This window comes from Chelatococcus sp. HY11 (assembly GCF_018398335.1).
Lineage (GTDB): Bacteria > Pseudomonadota > Alphaproteobacteria > Rhizobiales > Beijerinckiaceae > Chelatococcus.
On record NZ_JAHBRX010000001.1, the window covers coordinates 1,807,528 to 1,828,631 of the forward strand.

Genomic DNA, 21,104 nt, shown 5'->3' on the forward strand with positions numbered 1-21,104 from the left:
AAAAGCCTGGGTTGGCCGATGGCCCACCCAGGCTCTCCCAATCAGGACCTTGAGAACGGTCAGCCGATCGTCATGAGGCTCGCGTTGCCGCCGGCAGCCGCCGTATTGGTGCTGATGGACACTTCCTCCATCAACCAATCCAGACAGTAGTCCTCTGCGCCTGAGGCGAGCCCCGCCGTCGATGCGCCCTGGAGGCCGACGATCGCGCCGGCACGGGCCGCGAGCTCGCGGTTGACGGCCTGCAAGGCGTCGCTGTCGCCCTCGAACAGCATCGCCGCCATTTCGGCTCCCGCGAGGTCATCCGCGAGAAACACGCGGCGCTTCAGAGCCTCCGGCAAGGCGGCGATGCGCTTGATCCCCTCGCCTGAGTTGGCGCCCTCACCTGATTTCGCGATGACAGCGCTGCTGCCCGTCGCCAGTATGGCCCCAAGCTGCAGCATGAGCCCGCTCTCGGTCTGCGCGCGCGCCGCAATGCGTCCGCGCGGCTTCAGCTTATAGACATTACGCTCCCCGACCGGGCCGCGGAGCTCGATGGATCCGCCGACCTGCGCCTGCTGGATATAGGCCGTGACGCGCGCGGCCTCCGTATTCAGGCCCTCGCTGGCCAACCAGTCCCGATAGCTGATCGCCCCCGCGTCCGGCTCACGCGTGCGCAGGATGGGCTGCGGCTCCGCCGGCCGAACGGCGAGCAGGCGGCCGAGATAGAGCGGGCCGCCGGCCTTCGGGCCGGTGCCGGAAAGACCGCATCCGCCGAACGGCTGCACACCCACCACCGCGCCGATGATGTTGCGGTTGATATAGAGGTTGCCCGCCTCGATGCGGCTCGTCACCTGGGCGATCGTTTCATCGATGCGGGTGTGCAGGCCGAAGGTGAGACCATAGCCGGTGGCGTTGATGTCCGCGATGAGCCGGTCGATGTCGTCGCGCTTGTAGCGCAGCACGTGCAGCACGGGACCGAACACCTCACGCTCGCAATCGGCGATGCTGTCGATCTCGATCAGTGTCGGCGCCACGAACGTGCCATGCTTGGCCTCGTCCGAGAGCGCGCTCTCCTCGACGCGCCGGCCACGCTGCCGCATGGTGTCGACATGGGCGAGGATGTTGTCGCGCGCCTCCGCCGTGATCACCGGCCCGACATCCGTGGAGAGATTGTCGGGGTTGCCGATGGTGAGCTCCTTCAGCGCGCCCTTCAGCATGGTCAGGGTCCGGTCGGCGCCATCCTCCTGCAGGCAGAGAATGCGCAGCGCCGAGCAGCGCTGGCCGGCACTGTCGAAGGCGGACTGGATAACGTCGGTCACCACCTGCTCGGCGAGCGCGGAGGAATCGACGATCAGCGCGTTCTGGCCGCCGGTCTCGGCGATCAGCGGTACTGGCCGGCCATCGGGCAGCAGGCGCTCGGCCAATTGCCCCTGGATAAGCCGCGCCACCTCGGTCGATCCGGTGAACATGACGCCGCGCACATGGCTGTCGCCAACTAGCGCCGCGCCCACCTTGCCATCGCCCGGCAGAAGCTGCAGCGCCGCTTCAGGGATACCCGCCGCGCGCAGGATGCGAATGGCTTCAGCGGCGATCAGAGGCGTTTCCTCGGCGGGCTTCGCCAGCACCGGATTGCCGGCCGCGAGGGCGGCGGCGACCTGGCCGGTGAAAATGGCGAGCGGGAAGTTCCAGGGGCTGATGCAGACGATCGGCCCGAGCGGGCGATAGTGGTTGCCATTCAGCCGGCTGCGGGCCTCGACGGCGTAGTAGCGCAGGAAATCCACCGCCTCACGGACCTCGGCGATCGAATTGGCGAAGGACTTGCCGGCCTCACGGACAATGAGGCCGATCAGCGTAGGCATCCGGCTTTCCATGATGTCGGCCGCCCGTTCAAGGCATGCGGCGCGCTCGTCGGTCTGGGTCGCCTCCCAGATCGGCGCAGCCGCGGCCGCGAGTGCAGCGGCGCGTGCCGCCGTGGCGGCGTCCGCGTCGATCACCGTGCCGACCTGGTCGCGCCGGTCGGCTGGATTGAGCACCGGCTGTGCCACGCCATCCACCGGACCGTCGCCGAGCATCGGCCGGGCGGTCCAGGCTGCCTCGGCACTGGAAAGGAGCGCCGCCGACAGAGAGGCAAGCCGCTGTTCGTTGGCGATGTCGAGGCCGGCCGAATTCGGACGCTCGCGGCCATAGAGCTCACGCGGCGCCGCTATCTTGGCATGAGGCGCGCCAATCGGCTCGATGGCGCGCGCCTCCTCGACCGGATCGACGATGAGCTCATCCACAGGTACCGCCTTGTCCGCTATGCGGTGCACGAAGGAGGTATTGGCGCCGTTCTCCAGAAGACGCCGGACGAGATAGGCGAGCAGCGTCTCGTGCGTGCCGACCGGCGCATAGATACGGCATGGCCGGTTGAGCTTCGCAGGGCCGACCACCTCGTCATAGAGGGGCTCGCCCATGCCGTGCAGGCACTGAAACTCGTACTGGCCGGCATAATAGTTCTCGCCGGCCATCGCCATGATGGTCGCCAGCGTGCGGGCGTTATGTGTCGCGAACTGCGGGAAGACAGCATCCGGCGCGGCCAGAAGCTTCTTCGCGCAGGCGACGTAGGACACGTCCGTGTGCACCTTGCGCGTGAAGACAGGGAACCCTTCCAGGCCGTTGACCTGGGCCGCCTTGATCTCGCTGTCCCAATAGGCGCCCTTCACCAGACGTACCATGATGCGGTGGCGGCTGCGGCGGGCGAGATCGATGAGATAGTCGATCACGAAGGGGCAGCGCTTCTGGTAGGCCTGCACCACGAAGCCGATGCCGTTCCAGCCGGCGAGATCAGGATCGAAGCAGAGCGATTCCAGGAGGTCGAGCGACAGCTCCAGCCGGTCGGCCTCCTCCGCGTCGATATTGAGGCCGATGTCGTAGCCGCGCGCCAGCACCGCCAGCGCCTTCACGCGCGGCAGAAGCTCGGTCATCACACGGTCGGCCTGCGCGCGGCTATAGCGCGGGTGCAGGGCGGACAGCTTGATCGAAATGCCCGGCCCCTCATAGATGCCGCGCCGGTTGGAGGCCTTGCCGATGGCGTGGATCGCCTGCTCGTAGTCGGCGTAGTAGCGGGCCGCGTCCTCAGCCGTCGTCGCCGCCTCGCCCAGCATGTCGTAGGAATAGCGGAAGCCGCGCGCCTCCAGCGAGCGGCTGTTGGCCAGCGCCTCGCCGATAGTCTGGCCCGTGACGAACTGCTCGCCCATCAGGCGCATCGCCATGTCCACGCCCTTGCGGATCAGGGGTTCGCCGCCCCGGCCGATCAGACGGGTGAGCGCCGCCGACAATCCGCCCTCGCTGGTGGTCGACGTAAGCTTGCCGGTGACGACAAGGCCCCAGGTCGCGGCATTGACGAACATCGAAGGGCTCTGGCCGACATGGGTCTGCCAGTCGCCGGACGCGATCTTGTCGCGGATCAGCGCGTCGCGCGTCGGCTTGTCGGGAATACGCAGCAATGCTTCGGCCAGGCACATGAGGGCGACGCCCTCCTGGCTCGACAGCGAATATTCGTTGATGAGCCCCTTGACGCCGCCGCCGTCATTCTTGGCGCGCAATGCCAGCACCAGATCGCGGGCGCGTCCACGAGCGAGTTCGGCCGCCTGCGGCGACAAGGTGGCGCCGGCAATCAGCGCCGGCAGACATTCCGGCTCCGGCCGGCGATAGGCCGAGGTGATGGCGGCTCGCAGCACGCTTTGCGGCTGGATCGACTGCGCGAAGGCGATGAACGGGCGCGGGCCCTGCTCCGGCTCCTCAGGCGTATCCAACACATCAAGCGCGAAGGGGGCCTCCGCGCCGAAATCGCGCAATTCCCCACGCTCGATGCGCTCGATCGTGGCGACCAGAGACTGCTTGATGAGCCAATGAGGAGAACGGCCAACCTGCTCGGCGGCGGCCTTGAGCCGCGACTTCAACTCGTCGCTGACCTTCACGCCTATGGTCGTATTCTGCATGCTCTCACCCCAGGGAAGCGCAACCCAATTTTTCGATACGGGTTATACCCTCATGGCAGTCACGGTGCAACCCTAGTGCAACCCCAAGCGGCAAGGCTATAGTGCCGGCCCGGCGCCAGGGCGCAGCCAATTATTTTGAGCTTGAACTATTCAGATGCCGGTCTACACTTCGCGCCAATCAGCCGATAAACATTGGATGCATGATGGCAAAGCGGCGCGCGCTGGTAACGGGGGGAAGTCGGGGCATCGGGCGAGCCATCGCCGCGGCGCTGACGGCGGCCGGCCACGAGGTCACCATTGTCGGACGCAACCGCGAGACACTGGACGCGGCCGTCGCCGAAGGTATCGCCGCGCGAGGCGAGACCCTTGACGTCACCGACGCGACACAGCTCGCCGCGATCGCCGGGAGCGGCTTCGATATTCTCGTCAACAATGCCGGCGGCGCCGGCACCGCACCTTTCCTGAAAAGCGACCGCGAACTCTTCCGGCGCATGATGGCGCTCAATGTGGAGAGCGCCGCCGAGGCGATGCGCGCCGCGATGCCCGGGATGGTGGAGCGCGGCTTTGGGCGCGTGATCAATGTCGCCTCCACGGCGGGCGTGAAGGGCTATGCCTATGTGTCCGCCTATGTGGCGGCCAAGCACGCCGTCGTCGGGCTGACACGCGCGGTTGCACTGGAAATGGCGAAGTCCGGAGTCACCGTGAATGCCGTCTGCCCCGGCTATACGGATACGGATCTGGTAGCCGACAGCGTCAAAAGCATCGTTGCCAAGACAAATCGCTCGCCCGAGGAGGCCAAGGCGCATTTCACGGCTTCCAATCCGATGGGACGTCTGATCAAACCTGAAGAGGTCGCGAGCGCCGCTGTCTGGCTCGCGAGTGACGGCGCGGCGGCCGTCACCGGGCAGTGCATCATGATTGCCGGAGGTGAAGTGTGAGCACAACCGATGTCGAGCCCTGGATCGATGCCGAGACCAAGGTCGCGGAGGCCCCTGCCGACCATCGTGCCGAACTTCGCCTGTGGCTTCGCCTCCTGACCTGCACGACCCTGATCGAGAACGAAATCCGCAGGAAGCTGCGTGACGATTTCGACTTCACGCTGCCCCGCTTCGATCTGCTCGCCCAGCTTGAAAAGGCTGAGGACGGACTGGTTCTCGGGGAGGTTTCCAAACGCCTCATGGTGTCAGCCGGCAATGTCACGGCTATCGTCGAGCGCCTGCTCGCCAGCGGCCACGTGACCCGCACGGCCCTGCCGCAGGACAGGCGCACGCAGATCGTGCGCATGACCGAGGAGGGACGCAGCACCTTCAAGGCCATGGCGGATGAACACGGTGAATGGATCGGCCGGATGTTCGATGATCTCGACCCGGCCGAGATCGATCAGTTGATGAACCTGCTCGGCAAGCTGAAGACATCGGTCCGGGCGGGTATCAAGCGGGGAGAGGAACAATGACGGCGAGCGGTATAAGGCTTGGAGGTGCTGTTGTCGCAGGCCCCCTCTCCGCCTATCAGGCGGAGCATGTCTTGCTGAGCGTATCCGGTGGCATCGCGCGGGTCACGCTCAACCGGCCCGAGCGCAAGAACCCGCTGACCTTCGAGTCCTATGCCGAATTGACGGCGATCTTCCGTGCCGCGCGCACGGACGACGAAGTCAAGGTCTTCATCGTCAGTGGCGAGGGTGGCAATTTCTCGTCCGGGGGTGACGTGCATGACATCATCGGGCCGCTTGTCGCGATGAAGGCCGTGGATCTCCTGCGCTTCACGGAGATGACCGGCGATCTCGTCAAGGCCATGCGCGCCTGCCCGCAGCCGATCATCGCCGCGGTCGATGGCATCTGCGTCGGGGCTGGAGCCATCATGGCGATGGCCTCGGATCTGCGCCTCGCGGCACCCGAAGCCAAGGTTGCCTTCCTGTTCAACCGCGTTGGCCTTGCCGGCTGCGATATGGGCGCCTGTGCCATTCTTCCCCGCATCATCGGCCAGAGCCGCGCCGCGGAGCTCCTGTTCACCGGCCGTGCCATGGGCGCGGACGAGGGTGAGCGCTGGGGCTTCTTCAGCCGCATCGTGCCGGCGGAAGAGCTCGACGATGCAGCGGCCCTGCTCGCGCAACGCCTCGTCGAAGGCCCCACCTTCGCCAATGGCATCACCAAGCGGATGTTGCATATGGAGTGGGCGATGAGTGTGGACGACGCCATCGAGGCGGAAGCGGTCGCCCAGGCGCTCTGCATGAAGACCGAGGATTTCGCCCGCGCCTATCACGCCTTCGTCGCGAAGGAAAAGCCGATCTTCAAGGGCGATTGAGATGGTCGATACGCGTTTTCTCGACTGGCCGTTCTTCACGCCCTCCCACCGTGCGCTTCGGGATGAGATCGCGACCTTCGCCAGGGAGACCGTGCCCGGCCTCGTCGATCACCACGAGGTGGATGGCTCCTGCCGCCGGCTGGTGGATGCGCTCGGCCGCGCCGGCATCCTGCGCCATGCCGTCATCGCCCCACATGGCGGCAAGGCCGAGACGCTCGACGTGCGTTCGCTCTGTCTCATCCGCGAAACGCTGGGCCATGCCGATGGCCTCGCGGACTTCGCCTTCGCCATGCAGGGCCTCGGCTCAGGCCCCATCTGCCTGTTCGGCACCGATGAGCAGAAATCCCGCTACCTTCCGCGCGTCGCCGCCGGCGAGGCGATCGCCGCCTTCGCGCTGACCGAGCCGGTCGCCGGCTCCGACGTCGCGGCGCTGGCTACGACCGCCGAGCCGGACGGCCCCGACCATGTGCGGATCACCGGCGAGAAGACCTGGATTTCCAACGGCGGGATCGCCGACCAGTATGTCGTCTTCTGTCGCACCGGCGAAGGCCCTGGTACGAAGGGTATGTCGGCTTTCGTGGTGGAAGCGGGCACGCCGGGCTTCACCATCGCCGAGCGGCTGGACACCATAGCTCCCCATCCTCTCGCTCGCCTCGCCTTCGACGGCTGCCGCGTGCCGGTGGCCAATCGCATCGGCAAGCCGGGCGAGGGCTTCAAGATCGCCATGGCAACGCTCGACGTGTTCCGTTCGACAGTCGGTGCCGCGGCGCTCGGCTTCGCACGCCGGGCACTCGACGAGACGCTGCAGCGGGTGACGACACGCCAGCTCTTCGGCGGCCCGCTCGCGGATCTGCAGATGGTGCAAGGCACGATCGCCGATATGGTGACGGATGTGGAAGCGGCCGCGCTGATGGTCTATCGCGCCGCCTGGACCAAGGACAACGGCGCCGCGCGCATCACCCGCGAGGCCTCCCTCGCCAAGCTCGTCGCGACCGAGAACGCTCAGCGCGTCATCGACGCGGCCGTGCAGCTGCATGGCGGTGACGGCGTGCGGGTGGGCTCGAAGGTCGAGGAACTCTACCGCGACATCCGCGCGCTGCGCATCTACGAGGGCGCGAGCGACGTGCAGAAAGTCATCATCGCTCGCCAGACGCTGGCAGATTTCGCGGCGGGATAGGCCTGACATCCCTGCCGTCCGGATCCCCGCGACAGCTCTCGTGAGCGTCCCTTCTCCCCGGCGGGGAGAAGGACAGGATGAGGGGGGACGGCAGTCACCATCCCCCCTCCCGGCCCTGCGTGCCGACCTCTCCCCGCCGGGGAGAGGTGAAACCGCGCCCTACTCCGCGGCGAGCGACCGCTCCTCGCTCTCCGGCCGCGCATGGCGGGCGGGCCGCGCCTTGATCTGGAGAGCGATCTGCTTCTCGCGGGTTTTCTCCATCTCGCGATGGGCCTGGTTGCGGCCGGCGAGATAGGGCTTCGGCCAGAACTGGTTGCGCGCGGCGTACCAGGCCTCGGCCTGATGGGTGAAGTAGGGGTTCCACAAATGCGGGCGCGCCAGCGCCACGAGGTCGGCCCGCCTGGTGTGGAGAATGGTATTGATCTGGCCCGGCTCGGTGATCGCGCCGACCGCCATGGTCGCCATCTGCGGCACATTGCGGATCGCCTCCGCGAACTGCACCTGGAACATGCGGCCGTAGACCGGCTCCTGGTCCGGCACCGTCTGGCCGGCAGAGACGTCGATCAGATCACAGCCGGCGTCGCGGAAGCCCTCGGCGATCGCGAAGGTGTCCGCCTCCGAGATGCCCCCGTCCTTCCAGTCGGACGCGGAGATCCTCACCGACATCGGCCGATCCTCCGGCCAGACGGCCCGCATGGCAGCAAAGACCTCCAGCGGATAGCGCAGGCGGTTTTCGATGGAACCGCCATATTCGTCCGTGCGGTGGTTGGTCAACGGCGACAGGAAGGACGCGAAGAGATAGCCGTGAGCACAGTGCAGCTCCAGCATGTCGAAGCCCGCGCGCGCCGCGCGCTCGGCGCCCTGCACGAAATCCGCCTTGATACGGTCCATTGTGGCACGGTCCAGCGCCTCCGGCGCCTGGCTGATCCCATCGAACCACGGCAGCGCTGAAGCGGAGTAGAGTGGCCAGTTGCCCTCGGCCAGCGGATAATCGGGCTTTTCCCAGCCGAGCTGGGTCGAGCCCTTGCGGCCGGCATGGCCGAGCTGCATCACGATCTTGGCGGCGGAATGCGCGTGGACGAAATCAGCGATGCGCTTCCACTGCGCCTCGTGCTCATCCGTCCACAGCCCGGGACAGCCAGGGGTGATGCGCGCGTCCGGCGACGGACAGGTCATCTCCACGAAGATCAGCCCCATGCCACCCAGCGCGTGTGACGTGTAGTGGACGAGATGCCAGTCGGTGAGATTCCCGTCTACATCGGCCGAATATTGCGCCATCGGCGCCATGACCGCGCGGTTGGGCACTTCCATGCCGCGTAGGCGGAATTTGGTGAACATCGGCGTGGGGCGGCTCTTGCGATAATCGTCACCGGTCTCGCGATAGAGCCGCTCGTAGAACTCGGTGTCAGCCTTCTCCACGAAGGTGGGGTCGCGCACGATGAGGTTGTCGTAGGTGATCGATTTCGCCCGGCACATCACCACCATGGCGAACTGCATCGGCTCCATGTCGAACGCGCGGTTCATATGCTCGAACCAGGCGAGCGACACATCGGCGTTGTGCTGCACGATCTGGCAAGGGGTGCGCCGCGTCGCGTCATAGGCCTTGAAAGCCTTTTCCACGCTTTCCTCGGCATGGGCGAGAATGGCATCCGACAGGCCGATGGCGCATTCCATGGCGAGCTTGGTGCCGGAGCCGATGGAGAAATGGGCCGAGGCCTTGGCATCGCCGAGGATGACGATGTTATCGTGCCACCAATTCTCGCAGAAGATGCGCGGAAAGCGCCGCCAGTTCGAGCGGTTGAGCAGGAGCGGATGGCCCTGGAGTTCCTCGGCGTAGATGGCCTCGAGCTTCGCCTTTGACCCCTCCTCGTCGAATTCCGAGAAGCCGTGCCCCTGCCAGCAGGCCTCGTCCATCTCGAACACCCAGGTCGAGCGGCCCGCCTCATACTGGTAGGTGTGGGCGCAGATGACGCCGTGCTCGGTTTCCCGGAAGAAATAGTTGAACTCGTCCATGGGACGCGTCGAGCCCATCCAGCAGAAGCGGTTGGATTTCAGCGTCGTGCTGGGCTGGAAGGAATCGCGGAAATGCTCGCGGATCGGCGAATTGATGCCGTCGGCCGCGATGATGATGTCAGAGCCCGCGAAACGTGTCTTGAGATCGGCCGGATCGATGCGTTCGGAGAAGGTGAGCGCGATGCCTTCCTCGCGGCAGCGCTGCTGTAGAAGGGAGAGCAGTTCCTGGCGCGAGATGCCGCAGAATCCGTTGCCGGCGCAGCGAATCTCGTTCCCTTTGTAGTGGATGGCGACGTCGTCCCAATAGGCGAAATGGTCCCGGATCCGCTCATAGGACTGCGGATCGCGCGAGAGGAATTCCTCCAGCGTGTCATCCGAGAACACCACGCCGAAGCCGAAGGTGTCATCCGCGCGGTTCTGCTCGAAGACCTCGATGGTCCAATCCGGCCGTGCCTTCTTGGTCAGAAGCGCACTGTACAGGCCACCCGGCCCGCCCCCCACTACCGTGATCTTCATGGCTGATGCCCCGCGTTCAAGCTGCGACGTCAATTATTTTATACTTAAAGTATCTCGCTGACAACGACCATCGATGGAGAAGGCACGCCAAAGCCGGCTAACTTCAGATTTTGATTCAACCATGGCAGATTGCGGAATCAGTGGAGTCGGTTGGCGCCGCATGTTCAGATTCCGATTCAGCACCTCGCCTGCGCCCACAATGATTCAACCTTCTCTTTCACGTCATTGAAACAAATGCCGATTTCGACCGTTACCCAGCGCGGGTCCGGCTGTTGCGCACCGGCCGGTTCACGAAAATGGGCTCGCGAAGACAAGCCTTTTCGGCGAAGCATTGCCCTCAGCCGGAAGACCCGTATTGATTGATCCATGTCATCCAACACGCCGTCATCCAGCAAAAAGCCCCCTGCCCTTCTGTGGTTCCGCAACGATCTGCGCCTCGCAGACAATCCGGCCCTGCGCAAGGCGCTCGATACGGGCGCGCCCGTCATCGCGCTCTATATTCTGGAAGAGGGCCTGGACGGACCGCGCCTGCCCGGCGCCGCCGCCCGCTGGTGGCTTCATCACAGCCTCGCGGCCCTCGCGGCTGCCATCGCCGACAAGGGGGGGCGTCTCATCCTGCGGCGTGGACCGGCGCGCGACGTTCTGACCGAACTCTGCGTGAAGGCGGGGGTGGCGTCCGTTTTCTGGAACAGGCGCTACGAGCCGACTGCGGTGGCCGTCGACACCGCCATCAAGGCCGCGCTCACCGCGTTCGGCATCGAGGTCAGCAGCCTGCAGGCCAATCTTCTTGCGGAGCCCTTCGCCCTCAAGAACAAGTCCGGCTCGCCCTTCAAGGTCTACACCCCCTTCGCGAAAGCCCTCCGTGCCATGGGGCCGCCGAGGGCGCCGCTGCCGGCGCCCCGCCAGCTGTCGCCCGGGCCTGGTGGGATTGCCTCCGACCGCCTGGAGGACTGGGGCCTTATGCCTGGCCAAAAGCCCAATCCGGAGCCGGACTGGGCCCGCGGGCTGCGTGACGCCTGGTCTCCCGGTGAGGGAGGTGCGATCGCGCGTCTCAGCGACTTCATCGATGAAGGCCTCAGGGGCTATGCCGAGGGACGGGATTTTCCGGCCAAGAGTCACGTCTCCGGATTGTCCCCGCATCTCAGATCGGGCGAGATAAGCCCCTTCCAGATCTGGCATGCGACGGCTCATGCGCTTGAAGCCGGCACGGTGCCGGGACGCGATATCGAGAAGTTTCTCTCGGAGCTGATATGGCGGGAATTCTGCGCCAGTCTTGCTTTTCACCAGCCGGATATCGCGAGCCGGCCTCTTGATGCCGCGTTCAACGCGATGCCATGGCGGCACGATGCCAAGGGCGAGGCGGCATGGCGGCGCGGACAGACCGGCTACCCCCTCGTCGACGCTGGCATGCGCCAGCTTTGGCATGAGGGGATCGTCCATAACCGCGTGCGGATGGTGATCGCGTCTTTCCTCATCAAGCATCTTGGTATCGATTGGCGGCGGGGGGAGGAATGGCTTTGGGATACCCTCGTGGATGCGGACGCGGCGTCCAATCCCGCCAACTGGCAATGGGTGGCCGGTTGCGGCGCCGACGCGGCCCCCTATGTGCGCGTGTTCAACCCGACGCTTCAGGGTGAACGTTTCGACGCCCGCGGGGCCTATGTCAGGCGCTGGGTGCCGGAGCTCGCGGACCTCCCCGACACATGGCTGCACAAGCCCTGGGCGGCGCCGGCGGCAGTGCTGGAGAAGGCGGGCGTCGTCCTTGGTGAGAGTTATCCGCGCCCTATCGTCGACCACGATGCCGCGCGCAGGCGCGCGCTCGACGCCTATGAGCATGTGCGTGCGGAGAGAACCGGAGCCTAAGCGAACAGCCGTCGATTCGCCTTGACCTCGGCCGCGATAAAGTCCGCCACGGCGGCGACCCGGCGGAGTTTCTGGCCCTCGGCATGCATCACGAGCCAGTAGCTGCGGGAGAAGCGGATATCCGGCAGGACCCGCACCAGTTCGGGGTAGCGACGGGCCGCGTAGTCGTGAAGCACCCCGATGCCGACGCCCGCGCGGACGGCTTCCATCTGCCCGGTAACGCTCGCGCATTCGAAACGCCGTGAGGTAGCGGCGGCGAGGTCGGCGGAATAGTCCAGGGCGCGACTGAACATGAGGTCATCGACATAGGTGATCAGCGTATGGGCGGCGAGGTCCCCCTCGGCCGCGAGCGGTGGCGCCTTGTCCAAATAGCTGCGCGCTGCATAGACGCTAAGGCCGTAGTCGGTCAGGCTGCGCGATACGAGGCGGCCCTTCTCGGGGCGCTCGAGCGTAACCGCGATATCCGCCTCGCGCTTCGACAGGGAGAAGGTGCGCGGCAGCGGCACGAGCTGGATGATGAGATCCGGATGGCGCGCGATGAAGGGGCCGAAGCGCTCGGCGAGAAAATAGGTGCCGAAGCCGTCTGGAGCGCCGACGCGCACGGCGCCCGCCAGCGCGAGATCCGCGTTGGCGAGCGCTGCCTGCGCGTCCGCCATCTCATGTTCGACGCGCTCGGCCACGGTGAGGAAATGTTCGCCAGCCGGCGTCAGCACGCAGCCGAGCGTGCTGCGCTCGACGAGTTTCGTCTTCAAGGCCGTCTCGAGAGCCGCCAGCCGGCGGCTGACGGTGGCGTGGTCAAGCCCCAGCCGCCGGGCGGCGCCCAGCATCTGGCCCGACCGCGCCACAGCGAGAAACACCCGTGCGTGGTCCCAATCCAATCACCTGTCTCCTGAAGGTGTCACACATGTCCACCCCCCTCACCCGGCTCACGAGCCGACCTCTCCCCACCCGGGAGGGGTGACCCGCGCCCTACGATGCTCTCCGCTTAATGACTGGCGTCCCTCTCCCCGAGGGAGAGGGGGAGGGGAATCCCACCTTACGCCAAATTCTGCAATTTGAATGCGGAATATTCGCCATTGCTGTGCATGACTAGAGAGAGCAAGCTCCGATGCACGATTGGTGGCAGACTGGCGCGCTAGCGCCGTTCTGCCGGACGGATCTGGACAAATGATCGGGAGGAAACCTATGCGCATGATCGGACATTTCATCGGCGGGAAAAACGTGGCCGGCACGTCGGGGCGGACCGCCGACGTCTACGAGCCGATGACCGGCGAGGTGCAGGCCAAGGTCGCGCTCGCCTCCAAGGCTGAACTCCGGGTCGCTGTCGAGAACGCCAAGGCCGCCCAGCCGGCGTGGGCCGCCACCAATCCGCAGCGCCGCGCCCGGGTGCTGATGAAATTCCTGGAACTTGCGCAGGCCGAATACGACAGCCTGGCGGAACTGCTGGCGCGTGAGCACGGCAAGACCATTCCCGATGCCAAGGGCGACATCCAGCGGGGCCTCGAGGTGGTGGAATTCGCCATCGGCATCCCGCATCTGATGAAGGGCGAATATACGGAGGGCGCCGGCCCCTCCATCGACATCTATTCGATGCGCCAAGCGCTCGGCGTCGTGGCCGGGATCACGCCCTTCAACTTCCCGGCGATGATCCCGATGTGGAAATTCGCCCCGGCCATCGCCTGCGGCAACGCCTTCATCCTGAAGCCGTCAGAGCGTGATCCGGGCGTCCCGATGCGGCTCGCCGAACTGATGATCGAGGCCGGCCTGCCGGCCGGCATCCTCAATGTGGTTAACGGCGACAAGGAGGCGGTCGACGCCATCCTCGACGATCCCGATATCAAGGCCGTCGGATTCGTCGGCTCGTCCTCGATCGCCGAATATATCTACCAGCGCTCGGCCGCGACCGGAAAGCGCGCCCAGTGCTTCGGCGGCGCCAAGAACCATGCCATCATCATGCCGGACGCGGACATGGACCAGACGGTCGATGCACTGATCGGCGCGGGCTATGGCTCGGCCGGCGAGCGCTGTATGGCGATCTCGGTTGCCGTGCCCGTGGGCAAGGCAACCGCCGACCGCCTCATGGACAAGCTGATCCCGCGCGTCGAGGCCCTGAAGATCGGCCCCTCGACCGACCTCTCCGCCGACTACGGCCCGCTCGTCACCCGCGAGGCCCTGGAGCGCGTCAAGAACTACGTCGACATCGGGCTGAAGGAAGGCGCCACGCTCGCGGTCGACGGCCGCGACTTCAAGATGCAGGGCTACGAGAACGGCTTCTACATGGGCGGCTGCCTCTTCGACAACGTCACCGAGGACATGCGCATCTACAAGGAAGAGATCTTCGGCCCGGTGCTCTCGGTGGTGCGGGCTAAGGACTATGCCGAGGCGCTGCGCCTGCCGTCCGAGCACGAATACGGCAACGGTGTCGCCATCTTCACCCGTGACGGCGACGCGGCTCGTGATTTCGCGGCAAAGGTCAATGTCGGCATGGTCGGCATCAACGTGCCGATCCCCGTTCCGATCGCCTATTACACCTTCGGCGGCTGGAAGCGCTCGGGCTTCGGCGATCTCAACCAGCACGGCCCGGATTCGGTCCGCTTCTACACGAAGACAAAGACCGTGACCTCGCGCTGGCCGTCCGGCGTCAAGGAAGGCGCGGAATTCTCCATTCCGACGATGGGGTGAAGGCATCCCCCGCCTCACGGCGGGGGTGACAACGCAAACCACGCTGGTCATCCCGGGGCTGCCAAAGGCCGGACCCGGGATCCATGATCACTGTATTGATCGACAGGCTAGCGCGATGTTCATGGATCCCCTTCCCGACCGGCTTCGCCGGTCGCCGGGGATGAGACGGAAGCGCAGGTGGATCAGCAGGGTGTCATTCCCGGCGGCGCGTAGCGCCGGGAAGGGAATCCATAAGCCCTACGCGCTATCGAGCACAGTGACATAATTCTCCCGGCGCGGCCTTCGACCGCGCCGGCATGGCGCCGTGGCGCCGAACGTCCAACCCCTACTCCGCCGCCTGCTGGTAGTCCTCCATCGGAGGGCACGAGCAGACGAGGTTGCGGTCGCCATAGGCGTTGTCGACGCGGTTGACCGGCGACCAGTACTTGTCCTGACGCTGGGTGCCCATCGGGAACACGCCTTCCGTCCGGCTGTAGGGACGGTTCCAGTTGTCGTCGGCGAGGTCGTGCACCGTATGCGGGGCATTGCGCAGCGGGCTCTCCGCCACCGGCCAGCGGCCCTCCTCCACAGCGCGAATCTCGCCGCGAATGGCGATCATCGCATCGATGAACCGGTCGAGCTCGTATTTCGATTCCGATTCCGTCGGCTCGATCATCAGCGTGCCCGGTACGGGGAAGCTCATGGTCGGCGCGTGGAAGCCGAAGTCGATCAGACGCTTGGCGACGTCGTCGACGGTAACGCCCGATGTCTCCTTAAGCGGGCGCAGGTCGAGGATGCATTCATGCGCGACCCGGCCGTTGTTGCCCGCGTAGAGCACGGGATAATACGCGCCGAGGCGCGAGGCGATGTAATTGGCGTTAAGGATCGCGACCGACGTCGCCAGTTCGAGCCCCTCGCCGCCCATCATCAGCATATAGGTCCAGGAGATCGGCAGGATCGACGCCGAGCCGAAGGGTGCTGCCGAGACCGGTCCGACAACCCCGCCGAGATCGGCGCGCTCGGGATGGCCCGGCAGGAACGGCGCCAGATGCGCCTTCACGCCAATGGGGCCGACGCCGGGGCCGCCGCCGCCATGCGGGATGCAGAAGGTCTTGTGCAGGTTGAGGTGGCTGACATCGGCGCCATACTTACCCGGCTGCGACAGTCCGACCTGCGCGTTGAGATTGGCGCCATCGAGATAGACCTGACCGCCGTTGGCATGCACCACGTCGCAGATATCGCGAATATGCTCCTCGAACACGCCGTGCGTCGAAGGATAAGTGATCATGATCGCGGCAAGGTCGGTGCGATGCGCCTCGGCCTTGGCGGTGAGATCGGCGAGATCCACATTGCCGGAGGCGTCACAGGCGACGACCACGACCTCCATGCCGACCATCTGCGCAGAGGCCGGATTGGTGCCATGGGCGGATGACGGGATGAGGCAGACGCGGCGGTGTCCCTCGCCCCGGCTTTGGTGGTAGGCGCGGATGGCGAGAAGCCCCGCATATTCGCCGTTCGCGCCGGAATTCGGCTGCAGCGAAACCGCGTCATAACCCGTCACCTCGGCGAGCTTGGCCTCGAGGTCGCGGATCATCGCGGCATACCCTTTCGCCTGCTCGGCCGGCACGAAGGGATGGAGCGAGGAAAAGCCCGGCCAGGTGATCGGGATCATCTCCGCCGTGGCGTTCAGCTTCATGGTGCAGGACCCGAGGGGAATCATGGCGCGGTCGAGCGCGAGATCCCTGTCGGAGAGCTTGCGCATGTAGCGCAGAAGCTCCGTCTCGGAGCGATAACGATGGAACACCGGATGCGTCAGATAAGGCGACTGGCGCAGCAGGGCCTGCGGCAGCTTGGCCTCGGAAAGCACGCTGCCGTAGCTCATGGTGCCGCCGAAGGCAGCCCATACGGCCTCGACCGTCGCATCGGTCGTGGTCTCGTCGAGGCTGATGCCGATGCGTCCCTCTTCACCGGGATAGACGCGTAGATTGATCCGGGCCTCGCGGGCGCGGGCGATGATCTCGTCCCGCCGGCTGCCGGCCCGGACGGTGACCGTGTCGAAAAAGGCGCCCTGCTCGACCGCATGCCCGATCTGCGACAGGCCCGCCGCCAGGCGCGCGGCCTTGGCGTGGACGCTCTCAGCGATCGCCTTCAGGCCCTCGGGGCCGTGATAGACGGCATACATGGAGGCGATGACGGCGAGCAGAACCTGCGCCGTGCAGATATTGGACGTCGCCTTCTCACGGCGGATGTGCTGCTCGCGCGTCTGCAGTGCCAGACGATAGGCCGGCGCGCCGCGCGCATCCACGGATACGCCGACAAGGCGGCCGGGCAACGAGCGCTTGTAGGCGTCGCGGGTCGCCATGAAGGCGGCGTGCGGGCCGCCGAAGCCCATCGGCACGCCGAAGCGCTGGCTGGTGCCGATCGCCAGATCAGCGCCAAGGTCACCCGGAGAGGCAAGAAGGGTCAAAGCGAGCAGATCAGCCGCCACCACGGCGATGCCGCCAGCGCCCTTGACCGCTGCGATCGTCTGGCGAAGATCGCGCACATGGCCGTCAGTGCCGGGATACTGGAAGATGGCGCCGAAGACGGCGGCAGGATCAAGATCCTTTTCAGGATCGCCGACGATGACCTTCCAGCCGAGCGGCTCCGCGCGGGTACGGATGACGGCGATGGTCTGCGGATGGCATCCGGCATCGACGAAGAAGGCATTGGCCTTCGATTTCGCAACGCGCTTGGCCATGGCCATGGCTTCGGCGGCGGCCGTGCCCTCATCCAGCAGCGAGGCATTGGCTACGTCGAGGCCCGTCAGATCGGCAATCAGGGTCTGGAAATTGACCAGGGCCTCGAGCCGGCCCTGGCTGATCTCCGGCTGGTAAGGCGTGTAGGCCGTATACCAGGCCGGGTTCTCAAGGATGTTGCGCTGGATCACAGCCGGCAGCAGCGTGCCGTAGTAGCCCTGTCCAATAAGCGAGGTGAAAACCTCGTTCTGCGCCGCAACCCGGCCGAGCTCGGCAAGCGCCTCGCGCTCCGTAAGTCCACGCCCGAAATCGAGCGGCTTTTCCTGCCGGATGGCACGGGGAAGCGTCTCATTGATGAGGCCGCCCAGACTACCTCCGCCGACGGTTTGCAGCATCGAGGCGATATCGGCCGCGGACGGACCGATATGGCGGCGGGCGAAGCCGGAGCCTGTCCGGCTGAGGAGAAATTCGGGATCGGTCATCAATAACACCTCGGGCGCAGGGTCAGGCGGCTCAGAATGGCGGACCCGGAAGGACCTCGCGCCTCAGGAAGCAAATCATGGACCGGAGATCACCGGGATCTCGCCGGACCATGGCTTACCGCCTTCGGCCTCGCGGCCTCCGTGGTGCCCCATCTGTTTCTTTGCCTGAGAGCGTTATCCCGTCGGCGGATGCACGAAGCGCTGGGCTCCGGGCCTCTCTTTCCAGATGTAGTCGCGCGGCAGCGGTCCTTTTGCCTGAGAGATTCCGGGGCGGTTGCTCCTTCGGCGCTCGACCCAAAGGCCGAGTCTCTCCCGCTGCTGCCGGCTGCAAGCTACTCAAAACAGCCAGGAAGTCAAAAGCCAGGTTGGCGCCCGGCGGACAAGTCCCCATCAATATCGTCGGCACGACCCGATGTCGCACGGCGCGACCGCACAAAGCCATGACGGCTGAGCCGTGCCAGCCACACCACCGGAAGGAAGCCGACAAGGACAATGAGAAGGGCCGCAATCGCCCCATCCTCATAGGTACCGCGTGAGGCCTCCGCGTAGAGCTGGGTTGCGAGCGTCTCAAAGTCAAGCGGCCGCAGCAACAGGGTGGCTGGCAGCTCCTTCATGCAATCGACGAAAATGAGAATGGCGGCGGAGGCGATCGCCGGCCACAGAAGCGGCAGATGAATGCGCCTGATCAGCCCGCCGGAATGGGCGCCAAGCGTTCGCGCCGCATCATCGAGGGTGAGCGGCACTTTCGCGAGCCCCGCCTCCAGTCCACCCACAGCGAGAGCGAGAAAGCGCGCGGCATAGGCATAGATCAGGGCAACGACCGTTCCCGAAAGGATCAGTCCCGTCGAAATGCCGAAGCTCGCGCGCAAAGCCGCGTCGATCGTGTTGTCGATGGTGGCGAGGGGCACCATCAGGCCGATGGCGAGGACGGTACCGGGCACCGCGTAGCCTAGGCTTGCGACCCGCGCCGCCAGCCCGGCGCGCCGCACGTCACTCGGGCTGCGGTGGGCGGCGAGCCGCAGCGCGACAATCACACAGGCGCCGAGCGCGAGTGTCACGGCGGTCGCGACGAGCGCGAGGGAGGCGGTATTGCGGATCGCATCCACGAGGCTGTGCGAGAAGCCAGCGAAACGCAGGCGCTTGTAGGCCTCGTTGCACAGGTGCAGCACGGGAACGACGAAGCCGACGAGGACCGGCAGCGCGGCGATGGACATCGCGGCCATGGCGGCCCACCCCGTGAGCTGCTTTGGCTTGAGCCTCCCGGGCTCGGCATCGGCGTAGTCGGCGTGCCGGCGAACGATGCGCTCGATCACGACGAGGGTGATGACGACGGCGAGCATGAACAATGCGATCTGCGCCGCGCCGGCGAGGCTCGAGCGGTTGATCCAGGTCGCGTAGATTGACACCGTCAGCGTTCTGACGCCGAGAAATTCCGACGCACCGATATCGTTCAGGGTTTCAAGGAGAGCAAGCGTGGCTCCCGCCACGATCGCCGGACGGGCCAGGGGGACCGCGATGGACAGGAAGGTTCGGAAACGTCCCGCACCGAGGGAATGCGAAGCCTCGACCACCCCGCCGGCCTGCACGAGGAAGGTCGCCCGTACCGAGGCATAGACATAGGGGTAGAGAACGAAGCTGAGGAGAATGATGCATCCGCCCATCGAGCGAACGTCGGGAAAGCTCAGATCGCGCGGGTTGGTGATCCCAAGCACCGTGCGCAGGACGCTCTGCACGGGGCCGATGGGGTGCAGCACGTCGAGATAGACATAGGCGACAATATAGGTCGGCATCGCGAGCGGCAGCAGCAGTGCCCATTCCAGCAAGCGGCGGCCGGGAAAATCATACGCGACGACGAGCCACGCGAGGCACGTTCCCATGACGATGACGAGGATACCGACCCCCGTCACCAGCATGGCCGTCTGGCGAATGGCCTCAGGCAAGACATAAGCAACAAGATGTGGCCAGACGCTCTCCGCCGCGCCGCCGGCAACCGCCACGATGGCAAGGATCGGGGCCAGCGCGACAAGAGCGACAGCCATCCCCGCGAAAAGCCAGCCGCGCCCGTGCGGCCCGCGCGTGCCGGCACGCGCCGCTGCCCGGCCGTATGTCACGCCGGTCCGATTGGTAGGTGCGGAAGACCCGATAAACATTCAGAGGGCTCTGATACAGCACGAAGCCGCAGCCCTTGCGCAGGGCCGCGGCTTGAACATGGCGCGGCTCCCTCCCCGCAACAGGGAGGGGCGCGTCACGATCAGTTATCGAAGCCGACCTTGTCGGCGAGTTCGCTGGCGGCCTTGCGGTTCTTGCCGATGGCGGTGAGCTCGGCCGGATCGATCTTGAGCTCGCCGAAACTGGCGATGATCGGATCCGCCTTCACACCGGCCTTGACCGGGTACTCGAAGTTCGCCTTGGCATAGAGCTCCTGCGCGTCATCCGACGCCAGGAATTCGATGAGCTTCACGGCGTTGGCCGCATGCGGGGCGTTCTTGGCGACAGCCGCGCCGGACACGTTCACATGCGTGCCGCCCTTCTCGAAGGTCGGCAGGATGACGTTGATGGCTTCGCCCCACTTGACCTGGTCCGGCCCGCCGGCGCCCGAGCGCATCAGGCCGACATAATAAGAATTGGCGAGGCCCACATCACAGATGCCGCCGAGAATATCGCGTGCGACATCACGATCGCCGCCGCCGGCCTTGCGCGCGAGATTGGCCTTCACACCTTTCAACCATTCCTCAGTCTTCGCCGCGCCGTCCTTGGCGATCATGTTGGCGATGAGAGCCGTGTTATAGGGATGCTGACCGGCGCGGATGCAAACCTTGCCCTTCCACTTGGGATCGGCCAGGTCCTCATAGGTGAACGACTTGAGATCCGTGCGATCCTTGGAGGCATAAAGCACGCGCGCGCGCGTCGACAGCGCGAACCAGCGGCCATCCGCGTCACGCAGATTGGCGGGGATCGCCGCATTCAGCGCGTCAGACTTCACGGGCTGCACGACGCCCTTGTCGACGAGATCGATGAGATTGCCGAAATCGACCGTCATCAGGACGTCGGCCGGTGAGTTCGCGCCTTCAGTCGCCACGCGCTCAGCAAGGCCGTCCTTGACGAACAGCGTCTTGACCTGGATCCCGCTCTTCTCAGTGAAGGCGTCGAGCAGCGGCTTGATCAGGCCGGGCTCACGGGTCGTGTAGAGCGTTACTTCTTCCGCAGCCGAAGCCGCCGTGGAGAAGCCTGCGGAAAGACCTGCAATGCCGGCGAGGCAAGCAATCCTGGCGATCCGATTGATGGACATGAACTCCTCCTGACTCTTTCCATTCCGCCGTTGATCCATGACTGCCGCCGCCAATTGCGCGACGACAGCCTCTTCTCACTTCACACTGACGCCGGTTGGGAATAC

General features: G+C 65.6%; 12 protein-coding genes and 1 riboswitch. Of the genes, 6 read left to right on the plus strand and 6 right to left on the minus strand.

Features of this window, described 5'->3' with window-relative positions; all coding sequences use genetic code 11:
* Window positions 1–59: 59 nt before the first annotated feature.
* The gene (gene putA / locus KIO74_RS08430; RefSeq protein ID WP_213331585.1) at window positions 60–3,959 is read right to left on the minus strand and encodes a trifunctional transcriptional regulator/proline dehydrogenase/L-glutamate gamma-semialdehyde dehydrogenase; all 3,900 of its coding nucleotides are present in this window, start codon (window positions 3,957–3,959) and stop codon (window positions 60–62) included.
* A 203-nt stretch (window positions 3,960–4,162) separates the two neighbouring features.
* On the opposite strand from putA, the gene KIO74_RS08435 reads away from it, so the two are divergent.
* From KIO74_RS08435 to KIO74_RS08450, 4 genes are read left to right on the plus strand one after another with little or no spacing between them, the layout of a single operon-like run.
* Window positions 4,163–4,897 (plus strand): SDR family NAD(P)-dependent oxidoreductase, encoded by a 735-nt coding sequence (locus KIO74_RS08435; protein WP_249730907.1) that lies wholly within the window; start codon window positions 4,163–4,165, stop codon window positions 4,895–4,897.
* Window positions 4,894–5,412: a MarR family winged helix-turn-helix transcriptional regulator gene (locus KIO74_RS08440; protein ID WP_213331587.1), complete on the plus strand. Its 519-nt coding sequence runs from the start codon at window positions 4,894–4,896 to the stop codon at window positions 5,410–5,412. The genes KIO74_RS08435 and KIO74_RS08440 overlap by 4 nt, the downstream gene beginning before the upstream one ends.
* Entirely contained in the window at window positions 5,409–6,260 is an 852-nt protein-coding gene (locus KIO74_RS08445; RefSeq protein ID WP_213331588.1) for an enoyl-CoA hydratase family protein, read from the plus strand. Before KIO74_RS08440 ends, KIO74_RS08445 begins: the two co-directional genes overlap by 4 nt.
* 1 nt (window position 6,261) lies before the next feature.
* Complete coding sequence (locus KIO74_RS08450; protein WP_213331589.1) at window positions 6,262–7,437, plus strand: acyl-CoA dehydrogenase family protein; 1,176 nt, start codon at window positions 6,262–6,264, stop codon at window positions 7,435–7,437.
* Window positions 7,438–7,596: 159 nt separating this feature from the next.
* Here the strand turns inward: KIO74_RS08450 and KIO74_RS08455 are convergent, their stop codons facing one another.
* Entirely contained in the window at window positions 7,597–9,966 is a 2,370-nt protein-coding gene (locus KIO74_RS08455; protein ID WP_213331590.1) for an oxidoreductase, read from the minus strand.
* A gap of 366 nt (window positions 9,967–10,332) precedes the next feature.
* Here KIO74_RS08455 and KIO74_RS08460 point away from each other — a divergent pair, with 366 nt between their 5' ends.
* Complete coding sequence (locus KIO74_RS08460; protein ID WP_213331591.1) at window positions 10,333–11,829, plus strand: cryptochrome/photolyase family protein; 1,497 nt, start codon at window positions 10,333–10,335, stop codon at window positions 11,827–11,829.
* Here KIO74_RS08460 and KIO74_RS08465 read toward each other — a convergent pair.
* Window positions 11,826–12,707, minus strand: coding sequence for a LysR family transcriptional regulator (locus tag KIO74_RS08465; protein WP_213331592.1), 882 nt, complete (start codon window positions 12,705–12,707; stop codon window positions 11,826–11,828). The genes KIO74_RS08460 and KIO74_RS08465 overlap by 4 nt on opposite strands.
* A 307-nt stretch (window positions 12,708–13,014) precedes the next feature.
* Here KIO74_RS08465 and KIO74_RS08470 point away from each other — a divergent pair, with 307 nt between their 5' ends.
* Window positions 13,015–14,511: a CoA-acylating methylmalonate-semialdehyde dehydrogenase gene (locus tag KIO74_RS08470; RefSeq protein ID WP_213331593.1), complete on the plus strand. Its 1,497-nt coding sequence runs from the start codon at window positions 13,015–13,017 to the stop codon at window positions 14,509–14,511.
* A gap of 325 nt (window positions 14,512–14,836) precedes the next feature.
* Here KIO74_RS08470 and gcvP read toward each other — a convergent pair whose 3' ends face one another.
* From gcvP to KIO74_RS08485, 3 genes are all read right to left on the minus strand, one after another.
* A complete protein-coding gene (gene gcvP / locus KIO74_RS08475) occupies window positions 14,837–17,710 on the minus strand; it encodes an aminomethyl-transferring glycine dehydrogenase (protein WP_213331594.1) in 2,874 nt (957 codons plus the stop codon).
* Between the two features lie 233 nt (window positions 17,711–17,943).
* A riboswitch (glycine riboswitch) is annotated at window positions 17,944–18,035 on the minus strand.
* A gap of 28 nt (window positions 18,036–18,063) precedes the next feature.
* Window positions 18,064–19,860 carry an ABC transporter permease gene (locus KIO74_RS08480; protein ID WP_213331595.1) on the minus strand — a complete coding sequence of 599 codons (1,797 nt, stop codon included), beginning with the start codon at window positions 19,858–19,860 and terminating at the stop codon, window positions 18,064–18,066.
* Between the two features lie 101 nt (window positions 19,861–19,961).
* Window positions 19,962–20,993 carry a Fe(3+) ABC transporter substrate-binding protein gene (locus tag KIO74_RS08485; protein WP_502762107.1) on the minus strand — a complete coding sequence of 344 codons (1,032 nt, stop codon included), beginning with the start codon at window positions 20,991–20,993 and terminating at the stop codon, window positions 19,962–19,964.
* Window positions 20,994–21,104 lie beyond the last annotated feature (111 nt).